The following is an 11803-nucleotide window of genomic DNA, read 5'->3' on the forward strand; positions in this document are numbered from 1 at the left end:
AACAACAAAATATCACAACCCGTCAATACAAATGTAACGCTTCATAAATTTTAATGGATGATACGCCCGACACAAAATAAATTTGCAATTTTCCCAATCGCATATTACACTTAAACCGAGAATACATAAAACAACATATTTACACTACAAGATCTTTTTGATTTATGGAGAAAAAAATGAGACTTTCTAACCTTCGCGTAGACATAATTATTACCATTATTGGTATCGTTATGCCTATTCGATGGTCAAATTCTATTTAACTCCATAAACTATTTCCAAATGGCCCATCGATAGCGATGGGCTTTTTTTATCTACATTTACAAAATAAGCCCTCGAAAATTCGAGGGCTTTTTTTATTTATTCAAAAAAACCACTGCAATGGTTTTGTTCGGAGATAATTATGACTAACTACTCTCACACTCTTAATTTACCAAAAACAAGCTTTCCAATGAAGGCAAATTTGGCAAAACGTGAGTTGGAAATATTACAACTGTGGAAACAGTTGTATCCATCCTTACGCGCCAAACGTGCAGGGCAGCCTAAATTTGTTCTGCATGATGGACCACCATATGCCAACGGTCATGTACACATAGGAACAACTCTCAACAAGGTGCTAAAAGATATCACGGTAAAAGCAAAAAACATGGAAGGCTACGACGCGCCTTTCGTACCCGGATGGGATTGCCATGGTCTTCCCATCGAATTGCAAGTGCTCAAAAAAGTCAAGGGAAACACTGCACAACTGCGCAAAGCTTGTCGTGAACACGCCCAACAGTACGTCAACTTGCAAATGCAAGAATTCAAAAGATTGGGCGTCGTTGCCGATTGGGACGCACCGTACCTAACGATGAATCCTGATTTCGAAGCACTGACCGCACAAAAAATGTTTTCCTTGGTAAAAAGTGGCGCACTCACCAAAGGGAAAAAGCCTGTTCATTGGTGTGTGGAATGTCACACTGCTCTTGCGCAAGCAGAACTAGAGTACAAAAACCACACCTCACGCGCGGTGTATGTGCGTTTTTCGCTAGTCGATAGTGAAGTTTTTTGTACCAAACACAATGTGCCGATAAAAGAAGTATCGCTTGTAGTGTGGACAACAACTCCATGGACTCTTCCGGCAAATACTGCCGTATGTCTACATGCAGATTATCAATATTGTGTATTGGCACAACACGACGAGTACCTTGTCACCGCAAGTGATTTGCGCAATGATTTTTGCGATAAAAGTAACATCGAAAACGCAGAGGTAGTTGCCACATTCTCGGGAAAGGATTTGCAAAACGCTCTGTGCCAACATCCTTTTTTATCGCGAAATGTTCCGGTAGTTTTAGGCGAGCATGTGAACCTTTCGCAAGGAACAGGTTGCATACACACCGCTCCGGGGCATGGAGAAGAAGACTTTGCCGTAGGCAAGGAATACCAACTTCCGGTACTATGCCCCGTAGACGACTATGGATACTTTACGGACGAAGTGCCACAATTTCACGGGAAAAAAGTATGGGAGGTAAACGATTTAGTTGTAGAAACCTTGCAACAAAGCAACACATTGGTACAACAACATGACCAACAACACGAATATCCATATTGCTGGCGGTGCCATTCCCCGGTAATCGTACGTGCCACCCCACAATGGTTTGTGTCTATGGACTACGACAAACTTCGCGAACGTTGCATAGAAGAAGCCACGAAAACACAATGGATACCGCAGTGGGGGAAGAAGCGTATCGTCAACATGTTGCAAAAAAGACCGGATTGGTGTGTATCGCGTCAGAGAGCGTGGGGAGTACCGATCGCCGTATTTTATTGCAATGAATGCGACACCCAGGTACGAGATGATGTGGTGATGCAACATGTGGTCAAACTTTTTTCCCAGGAAACGTGCGATGTGTGGTTTACAAAACCGGTAGAAGACCTAATGCCCAAAGATTACCGTTGCTGTGGCGCACAAAATTTTACCAAAGAGAACGATGTACTAGATGTGTGGTTTGATGCGGGAACGACGCAAGATATCGTCCTTAAACGCCAAGATTTAAAATATCCAGCAGATTTATACTTGGAAGGAAGCGACCAATTCCGCGGTTGGTTCCAAAGCTCTTTGGTATTGGCCGTAGCCGGAAATAAATCTGCACCATACAAAGCCGTAGCAACACATGGGTATGTCGTTGAACCGCGCACAAAAAATCGCGAAAAGCAAAAGGTATCAAAGTCGCGTGGAGCACTTTTTCCCAAAGACTTAATAGAAAAGTATGGTGCTGATTTACTGCGCTTATGGGTAGCCTCGGAAAACTTTCGCGACGATGTAGAATTTTCACCAGACAAGTTGCAACAAGTGCAGACATATTATAGAAAAATACGTAATACGTATCGTTACTTGCTGGGAAACTTGTATGATGACGACCAACAAATACACAAATTTTGCGACCTTCCGCAGTTGGAAAAATATATACTCACGCGCCTTCACACCCTGAATGGTGAAGTGCGCGAAGCGTATGCACGATACGAATACCACACGGTATTTCAACTAGTACAAAATTTTTTCAGTAACGAATTGAGTTCTTTGTATTTCGATGTGCGCAAAGATACCTTATACAGTGAATCTGCCAACTCATCACAACGAAGACAAGCACAGTTTGTACTGCGTGAACTTTTACGAACTACACTACCGTGGATCGCACCGGTGTTGAGTTTTACCGCAGAAGAAATATGGCAACATGTGCGCAAAGATTGCGATGAACACAGCATACACCTGAGTAAGTTTTGCAATGTCAACGCAGATTATTGTGATGCCGCTTTGCAACAACAGTGGAAAAATCTTCTACAACTGCGAACAGATATACTAAAGAAACTAGAAGATAGTAAAAATAGAGGTCTTATAAAGACTTTCGCAGAAGCTCATGTGAATGCCGGAGGCCAAGTGTCTACAGAGTATTGCAAAATACTTACACAGCTGCTTCCGGTAGCTCGCGTCAGCTGTAGTGACGGAGATATGAGTGTCATGGTGTTTGCAGGAAAAAAATGTCAACGTTGTTGGCAATACTTTTCTATAGAAAAAGACAGCGGTGATTTATGTCAACGTTGCATTGATGTACTCCATTTACATACCGAATAAATTTACAGCACAATACTTATCGAAATCAACATAAGTATTGTGTTGATAAAAACTACTATTTACTGCTATAATTCAGTCGTATTGCTAGGTCCTGTCACCAATGAATTTTCATTGAGGACATGCCCTAATCAAAATTAATAGAAATATTGCGAAGGTAAATGAAATGCAAAACACAATTACACAAGTTAGAGAAGGAGATGATACTTCTCTTGTTTTAGAAGCTCCTAGTGCTACTCCAGGGGGAACGTTGGTTTTTTCTGACAGAGAAGAAATTTCAGTTTCTCTATACGAGCAAGAACTCATACGACGCATTGATGAAGGTACACGAGAAATCATATTCAATTTTCGCGATTTAGCATTTATGAATAGTTCTTATATGGCAATGTTGACAACCCTTGGCAGCTATTTACAAAAAAAAGGAGGTCGCGTAAAATTTGTCAACTTGGATGAAAGACGCGTAAAATTGATTGAAATGGTTGGTGTTTTAGACCTTTTTAAACTGTACAAAACTGTAGATGAAGCTATTAGTGATACCGCGGGGTAGTCAGAAGTCATCGATATCATCCCAATTAAGTTTTGTCACAATTGAGGGCAGACCCGCGTCTGTCCTTAACAACGCAAAGCCCTTATATTCCGCATAGATTCTTACTCCTATATTCACATAAATATGATATTTGTTTTCTATCCTTCTCCCGCTCAAGAACATATGATAACTTATCCTCCATATTTGTCTTCACATGATTTATGTCATAATGTTTATTTATAAAAGCGACAAGAGCTTTTATATTCTCTCAACAAACAATCCTGGTAAACTGAAAGAACTAAGGTATACCACACGCCGCTTCGCAGTATCTCTACTGTACAAACAACGTTTTTCCATATTCTCCTCAAATAAATTTGTAAAAATAAGGAACTTTTTCTTATCATATAACACTAACTACTCAGTAGCCAAAATGTCAAAAGGAGATTGCGATGTCAGATAACGACCAAACACAAATAGATATGAACAACACCGAAGTTGTGTCCTCGGCGGATACCCAAGTTTGTAGTATAGCGAAAACACTAAACCTTGACACAAAAATTACCTTGCCAATGGACGATAGTACCATAGGACCACCCGGGAAAGAGCCACGGCCTGTCATGGGTGGAAAATACGATGTCATTCACGAGATCAACCGCGGAGGAATGGGACGAATTTTATTGTGGAAAGACCGTGATATCCAACGAGTAGTTGCGAGTAAGATGTTACTTAGCGAAAACCAAAAATCACCAGAAACCCTACAGCGATTTTTTGAAGAAGGTCAAATTACCGGACAACTTGAACATCCAAACATTGTTCCTATTCACGAAATGGGTTTAGATGGCAACAATTTGTATTTCACCATGAAATACGTCAAAGGTAAATCCCTCCATCAACTTATACAACACATCACAAAAAATTCGGACCATGAGTGGACACAAGGCAAAATGTTTCGCATTTTCCAAGGAATATGTGATGCGATTGACTATGCACATTCGAAAAGTGTGATACATCGCGACTTAAAACCGGCGAACATTATGATCGGTAATTTTGGTGAAGTAATGGTAATGGACTGGGGATTGGCCAAAGTTGTTGGCCAGGGAACAGAAGTCTTTAGCGACGATCCGGTTACGACTCTACGCCGCGAAGGTGGATTTCAAACAATTACTGGGCAAATTGCCGGAACTCCTCTTTATATGTCCCCTGAACAAGCGCGTGGTGAAATAGACAACATTGACCATCGTTCCGATATTTACGCTTTGGGAACCATACTATACGAAATGCTCACTGGTGAAAGATGTGTTAAAGGAAACAGCCCAGCGCAAATTTTAGCTACGGTTTCGCAGGGAAAACAAAGTGAAATTCCCAAAAAAGGTCTCTTTGGAACTATTCCACGCGAGTTACGCGCCATACTAAAAAAAACGATGGCGTTTGCCGCGGAAAATCGCTATCAAAACGTTAAAGAATTGTCACAAGACATTCAACGTTTCTTAGACCACCGCCAAGTCAGTGCCTGCAAATATACACTGTGGGATAAAGCAAAAAATACTGCTTTGCGCTACCGAAAAGAAATTTCCCTTGTCGTCTTTACCAGTATACTGTTTATTGCTTTTTTCGCTTTTTGGAGCCACTATCAGCACAAAAAACGCAGCGAAAATAGTGCTTCCATGGCCTTGGAGCAGTTGGCCGCGTTAGAGCAACAATATTCCTTTTTGCAGTCGAAAGACCTGAAGCGTAAACTGAACAAGAAGATCATCAAAGAAACGTCGGCCAAAAAGATCGAATCTTCCTCTGGTAAAAACGTCGCGTCTGATTTACCACAAGAAAAGCAAGATAATTTTATCGAGAGTGATGCAAGCGCAGGTGCCTATATAGAAAGTAACGAAGACAAAGCAAATGATGATGAAGAGCAACCTACACCAGCCGCGAAGCCACAAAAAAGTCAAATGCCGCAAAAAAACAAAGAACAAAATGTGTTAGACAACAAGCAAAAATTTTTACGTGTTAAAGAGGTTGTTCTCGACTGCACACACAAATATCGTACGGCATATGAAAATACGCCCTTATATCGCTATAAACAACTCGAAGCACAAGCCTGGGCTAAACTTTATACCGCTGCCAAATTAGCCAATGAAAGCAGTTGGCAAGAAATGGCCAAACTACAGGTCAGTCAGTTATTATCAAAAGAAGACTATGACCAAATCAAAAAGACATTAAAATAAAAAGGTAGCGCCGCGGCGCTACTTTTTATAACATTGAACAACACAATGCCGATCAATGATCATATCCTCTGTCACTTGCTCCTGCGATACACTATCCCCATTTATCCCGCTAAACTTTTCCACGATTTCGCACACAAAAGTCCATGCATCCTCTTCAGATAGAGCCGTGCATGTTTTAATTTGCTGGCAAAGTTCCCTCACGGACACCTCGTCATCAACATACTCAATCAAAGAAATACCTAGTTCATCTTCCATTTCCATAATCATCATTTCCAAAAGCAACATTCCCATCGCTAGCTCTCCGCTGAAAAACCGCTAAAACAAAATAAAGACCTTCACATACTACCACGAAAATTTTTTTTCTCAACTCAGTTGAGAAACCTCTAGTAAATAGAAAGGACTTTATTATGAAAAAACATATACTACTCTCGTTCATCATTGCTCTATGCGCTGTTGCCTATAGTGATGACAAACACTGGTCAAAACAATTTACCAAACCAAAATCTTCGAATAAAATGTTGCCGTCTACAGGAATGTCAGATGCGACCAACAAACCCATTTTTCGCAAAACGAAATGGCATGATGGCAAACTGTACATGTCCGGCGCTTGGGAAAATGGTGTAAGTGGCTGGGACATCAGTAAGCGTCAACTCAACCATTACTGGTACCTATGGTCGTGGTCTCCTGATTACGGATATGAAGCCATTTGCCATTTTCACACAGCACAAGGTGGCGTTGGGCCTGATGGAAAAATAAATGACTTCTTGTGGTTACCCGATGGGCGCTTAGTGGTCGGTGGTGAATTTACACGTATCGACAACCCTGGTGGTGTGATGTATCATCGCGTAGGAGCTGTGGCGATCTATGATCCTAACGAGCCTTCTGCCAACAAATGGCAACCTCTTGGTAACTTTCAATACAACGGAAATGCTGGTGCTGGAGCAGTGTACTGCTTGGCGTATGATTCACAAGGTAACGATCTTTACATCGGTGGAACTTTTGCAGGTATTAAGGGAAAGGCCTCGCGCAAAATGCCGATTTCATCACAAATCCACCGCTACAATTTTGACACAAATTCACTAGAGCCTGTACTTCCTGGTGTCGGAGGTAGTAAGCCTGCCATTTACAAAATCTTTGTCGATACCAGCACTTCGCCTTCAACGATATACGTAGGGGGAAAGTTTCACTACACTGCGGGCAATGGACTAAACCCGGTTTTAAAAGATAGTACTGCGAAGTACTCTACTGGTTTTGCCCATTACCAAGAAGGTAAAGGATGGACAACATACCCACGCAAAATCGCCCGAAAATTTGGGCCACGAGCCAAGGAAATGATTTTGCAACGCGCTGCTGATTTTAAATACTTTGATTCGGTTCGTGTACTTGATTTTTTAGTCGATGGTAAGGACATCTGGATTAGTGGTGCTTTCTCGCAAGGCAAAGCAGGAAAAAAGAAGTTTAAAGGAATTGCCAAGTGGGACAATGATAAGCAGATGTGGATAGACCCCACCGCCAAAGGTGGTATGGGTCGTGAAGTTTATAGCATTGCCAAAGCAAGTAATGGAAAAATATACTTCGCCGGAGCATTTGGTGGTCCAAAAATCAAAGGTTTTCAAAATGGCGATCCTGCACACATGGCCATTAGTTATGATCCTGCAAACAATAGTTGGCAACAACTCGGCAGCGGCTTGGCGGGTAGATCTATGCCAGAGTGCCGTTTGACAGTAAATGGAAATGACGTTTATTTTGTGGGAGACTTTAATTACATTGGAGCAAAAAGAACCGGACGCAATCGCAACGACAAAAAATTCGAATCGTGGTACATTGCACGGTGGAACGAAACGATCGATTTTGATAAAAACCCGGTAAAACTTTCGACAAAAGCCAAAAAGTCCCAAGCGTTTAAAATGCCAACGACAACATGGTCTAGTGGAAACGAACATTGGTCACGAGCTTTTCCCAAGCCGCCACGTGCACGCGGCAAGAATTCACAAATGTCTGCGAAAACAGGCATGGACGATGGCACAGGAGCTCCGAACATCACCGGGGTAGTTAAGCACAAAGATACGCTGTATTTCTGTGGAAGGTGGGAAGCGGTACGCGGTGTATATTGGTATGTATGGCAGCATTCGACCCAAGGTTGGAAAGCGATCGCTTCGCAAAAAGGAAAAGATATCCAAGGTGTGGGTAGCCCACCAAAGGGGATGAAACTCAAAAACGATAAGTTATGGGTATACGGTTCGATTAACAACTATGCAGGTATTGCAATATATGATATAGTAAAAGGCAAATGGAGTCCGTTAACCGGAAAGACCCAAAACGGCACAGAAGTTTTTGGCAACTCCGACCCTAATCGCGGTAGTCCCGTAAACGATATCGCCTGGGATAGCAAAACCGGAGACTTATACTTAGTTGGCTCGCGCGGTGGTTTGGAAAACACAAACTATTCTTCACCGAAAGCTGTTGGTCAAGTCATTCGTATCGACAAAAACGGTGTGTATCATCCCATGGGACGCATGCTGATGGCAGAGATGCCAGCGAAACCGACTCTAATTATCGATTCCATCTATATAGATGAAAGCGTTTCTCCGTCAGACATATATATTGGTGGAACCTTTAACTACTATGGTCGTATTTCGACAAATAAACGCATGTTGTATAACATCGCCAAGTGGAATTACAAAGCCAAAGATTGGGGACCTGTTGGTCAAGGTACTTTTATCGGTTTGAGTCCTTTGGATAAGAAACACTATCCCAACGGCTTGCCTGGTCTAGTCGCAAAACCAGAGTTATATCGCGGTTTTTTAATGTCGGGTTTTCCAAGAATTCGTTGTATGACCATGGATAAGTCGGGCAATCTCTATGTCGGAGGAACACTTGCCGTTGTAGATAACCGTTTACCAGTCAACAAACGTCATGAGACTTTTGGAATCGCCAAGCTAGACGCCAAGAGCAACACCTGGGTTTCCTGCACAAAAGTAGGTGGCGTTTCACGAGACATTTTCCAGATGACCTTCATCGACGATCATCAGCTATTGTTATCCGGGGGATTTCATTTTGACAATGCCTGGCAGCCACTTCATGGAGCTGCAGTTCTCGATATACAAACAGGGGAACTCAAGCCATTTGGTGGAGGGCTACTACGTCAAGCCCATTGACTTAAGCGTAAGTATATAGTATAAAATAATTTAAAACAGTAAAAGAAGAGATTATGAAAAAAAAGAGTAATAGATAAAAGTAAAGAACTATTAGAGTCAGAGCGTTTCAAAAAAATGCATCGTAAAAACGAAAAAGACTTTACAAGAGAAAGAAAACTACCTTTTTCAAGATTAATGGTATTCATGATACGTAAAAGCATAAAATCAATACAAAATAGGCTAAACGAATTCGTAAAAGACTTGCTTACAAATTTTACAACGGTAACCTCAGGAGCATATACAAAAGCAAGGAAAAAGCTGAATTATACAGCCTTTATAGAGTTAAATAAGCAAGCAGTAGTTGAAACATTGTATGAAGATGAAGACTACAGAAAATACAAAGGTTTTCGTCTATGTGCAATAGACGGATCAAAAGTAAGACTTCCAAATGAAAAAGAGATAGAAGAACATTTTGGCACAATAAGATATAAAAATAAAAACATAAGTGTAGAAGGATCACACGCATTTGCAACAGTGTCAGTACTTTATGATCTACTAAACGAAATCGCAATTGATAGCGAAATAGGACACTGTAAAAAAGATGAAGAGCTATTTGCTTACAAACACTTTCAACATGCAAATGAAAATGATCTCATTCTCTTCGACAGAGGTTATTGTTCATATACCCTGTTAGCACATTTATGTAAAAAAGGTATCAATTTTGTAGTTAGATGTCCTGTTAATTCTTTCTATCAAGCAAACAAAATGTTTAAGCAGAAAATTGAGAGCTGTATTACAACTATTGAACCTCCTGACGATAAAAAGAAATTAGTTAATGACCAGTCTCTACCATCGAAAATTTCTGTACGTTTTGTTCGTGTTATGCTTGATACAGGTGATGTTGAAGTCCTTGTTTCTTCCTTAGTGGATGAACAATTGTACCCCACTGATGATTTTAAAGAGCTTTATTGGTTTAGATGGGGTATAGAAACTTTCTTTGATCGCATTAAAAACCGTCTTGACCTTGAGAATTTCACTGGCAAAACTACTCTATCTGTTCAACAAGATTTCTATGCTACTATTTACATTAGTGGTCTTGAATCTATTCTTATTGAAGATGCTCAAGATATTCTTGATCAGAAAACTTCTAGCAATAAGTATCCTCAGCAGGTCAATAAATCCGTTTCTTTTAATACCATTAAAAACTACGCTCTTGATTTACTTTTTGAAAATGACTCTGATTTACTTTTTGAAAAACTTACTCAACTTTTTCTTTCTTCTCCTACTTGCATTCGAAAAGATCGCCCTCGACCCCGAGTTAAATCTCCTCGAAAACAAGTTAATTACTATAAAAGAAAACGAAAACCTACTTACTAGATTTTCTTAAGTCAATGGGCTTGGGCTACTACGTAGGGGGAGATCGCAGGTTGTGTCTTCCGACATTCGTCACTTTGTCGCAGGTGATGACATTTACTTCGCCGGTCTTTTTGATCATGCGGGAATTAATGCCAATGACTTAGTTGCAGCTCCGATTGAGTCAAATTACGTAGCGCACTGGAACGCCAACAAAAACTTTGACCCAAACAGCGGCTTGCAAATTGCCCCGATAAAACCGCTCAAAAGACCTAGTGGATTTAGTTCGCGCAGTATGCAAGTAAAAATAAAGGCCACAGTACCTAAAGGAAAAATTACCTGGTACGAAAAGAGAAGTAATGGTCAATTTGTCAAAAAAGGGCAAGGAAATAATTATACAGCGCGTTTGAGAATAAGTTCGGTTTCGCCAGATCCAGTTGTGTACGTAACAGTAACAGTTGATGGCATCGAAGGTGGCAAAAAACCACTGCGAATTCCCCTAAACTAATTCGCAAAACAATACGTAGAATAGCTTTGTGCAAAGCTATTCTACGTAGCTTTTTTTAGGAGAGCGTTATGAAAATTACTGTTTGTGTTCTACTCATATTCTTTTGTGGTTGTGATCTGATGAACAGGCCACGCTTCAATGAAAAACCACGGTTGCAGCAAAAACCATCCAAAACGGATTTACCTGAAGTTTCTATCGCAAGTGTTCCACAAAATATCGTTGAATATTCCGCCCTATGTCAGCAAAACAACACCCCCGAAGGTGCTGTTGCCATGACAATTCTCGCAATGTGGATTTATGCAGAAGATCAAGATTTTGGGCAAAAGGCCATGTCAGTCATTTCTCATCCCGATTTACTGCAAGCGGGAGACAAAGGCGTCGATGGTATGCAATTGGGTAATATGGATCTACAGCGATTAAGAGATCGTCTTAAAGGTAAACGTTACATGCTGCAAAGTTATTTTAAAGGAACCACCAAACCCCAATACACCGCAACGCCTCCTTTTGTTGTAGAAACCTTTAAAAACCCATATAGCAGACTTGAAAAAGGTGCTTTGAAGGTATATGTATACTGTAATGGCGCGGACAATCCTCGCCCGGTCACCGTAAAACCACACAATGGAACTTGGAAGGTAAAAGAGTGGAGTAGTTTAACTCTTGGAGTGAAAAAGTAAGCAAAGTCGTTTTCAGATGGGTGCCCTCACCATCGAAAATCAGGTTTCAGTAGTCTCTTTTGTTAAAAACTAAATTCACTTGAGTTGCGGGTCAAAAGTAGTGATGTAAGAAACTTTTTACCTTATATTGTACCGGTGATATGCATCAAAGAAAACAAATGGAAACAAATTCAGACGCGTTACGCCTCTCCCGTGGGAGAGGCATGAGACTTGTTGCTTTCAGCGCAGCTGAAATCTACAAGGCGATGGTGAGGGCATCAATCGCAAAAAGAATACCTAT

The 11803-nt window shown here is 40.9% G+C and carries 8 protein-coding genes; 7 read left to right on the forward strand and 1 reads right to left on the reverse strand.

The window, feature by feature from the left end; genetic code table 11:
* Nucleotides 1-400: 400 nt before the first annotated feature.
* The 3 genes from ileS (at nt 401) to UABAM_RS06935 (ending at nt 5851) form a co-directional block, all read left to right on the forward strand.
* Nucleotides 401-3109, forward strand: coding sequence for an isoleucine--tRNA ligase (gene ileS, locus UABAM_RS06925; protein ID WP_151967271.1), 2709 nt, complete (start codon nt 401-403; stop codon nt 3107-3109).
* A 163-nt stretch (nt 3110-3272) separates the two neighbouring features.
* Complete coding sequence (locus UABAM_RS06930) at nt 3273-3653, forward strand: STAS domain-containing protein (RefSeq protein WP_151967272.1); 381 nt, start codon at nt 3273-3275, stop codon at nt 3651-3653.
* A 428-nt stretch (nt 3654-4081) separates the two neighbouring features.
* Entirely contained in the window at nt 4082-5851 is a 1770-nt protein-coding gene (locus UABAM_RS06935; protein WP_151967273.1) for a serine/threonine protein kinase, read from the forward strand.
* Nucleotides 5852-5869: 18 nt separating this feature from the next.
* Here the strand turns inward: UABAM_RS06935 and UABAM_RS06940 are convergent, their stop codons facing one another.
* Nucleotides 5870-6142, reverse strand: coding sequence for a hypothetical protein (locus UABAM_RS06940; protein WP_151967274.1), 273 nt, complete (start codon nt 6140-6142; stop codon nt 5870-5872).
* Between the two features lie 116 nt (nt 6143-6258).
* On the opposite strand from UABAM_RS06940, the gene UABAM_RS06945 reads away from it, so the two are divergent.
* The 4 genes from UABAM_RS06945 to UABAM_RS06960 all read left to right on the forward strand — a co-directional run bounded on the left by UABAM_RS06945 (nt 6259) and on the right by UABAM_RS06960 (nt 11523).
* Nucleotides 6259-9009, forward strand: coding sequence for a hypothetical protein (locus tag UABAM_RS06945; protein WP_151967275.1), 2751 nt, complete (start codon nt 6259-6261; stop codon nt 9007-9009).
* 69 nt (nt 9010-9078) lie between these two features.
* Entirely contained in the window at nt 9079-10365 is a 1287-nt protein-coding gene (locus UABAM_RS06950; protein ID WP_261344000.1) for an IS4 family transposase, read from the forward strand.
* 52 nt (nt 10366-10417) lie between these two features.
* Nucleotides 10418-10849, forward strand: coding sequence for a hypothetical protein (locus tag UABAM_RS06955; RefSeq protein ID WP_151967276.1), 432 nt, complete (start codon nt 10418-10420; stop codon nt 10847-10849).
* Nucleotides 10850-10917: 68 nt separating this feature from the next.
* Complete coding sequence (locus tag UABAM_RS06960; RefSeq protein WP_151967277.1) at nt 10918-11523, forward strand: DUF6935 domain-containing protein; 606 nt, start codon at nt 10918-10920, stop codon at nt 11521-11523.
* Nucleotides 11524-11803: the final 280 nt, after the last annotated feature.

This window comes from Candidatus Uabimicrobium amorphum (assembly GCF_009002475.1).
In the GTDB taxonomy this organism is placed as follows: domain Bacteria; phylum Planctomycetota; class Uabimicrobiia; order Uabimicrobiales; family Uabimicrobiaceae; genus Uabimicrobium; species Uabimicrobium amorphum.

Coding starts and splice junctions, on each gene's coding strand:
- UABAM_RS06930 (WP_151967272.1), top strand. CDS start 3,273: ATGCAAAACACAATTACACAAGTTAGAGAAGGAGATGATACTTCTCTT.
- UABAM_RS06945 (WP_151967275.1), top strand. CDS start 6,259: ATGAAAAAACATATACTACTCTCGTTCATCATTGCTCTATGCGCTGTT.
- UABAM_RS06940 (WP_151967274.1), bottom strand. CDS start 6,142: ATGGGAATGTTGCTTTTGGAAATGATGATTATGGAAATGGAAGATGAA.
- UABAM_RS06960 (WP_151967277.1), top strand. CDS start 10,918: ATGAAAATTACTGTTTGTGTTCTACTCATATTCTTTTGTGGTTGTGAT.
- UABAM_RS06935 (WP_151967273.1), top strand. CDS start 4,082: ATGTCAGATAACGACCAAACACAAATAGATATGAACAACACCGAAGTT.
- ileS (WP_151967271.1), top strand. CDS start 401: ATGACTAACTACTCTCACACTCTTAATTTACCAAAAACAAGCTTTCCA.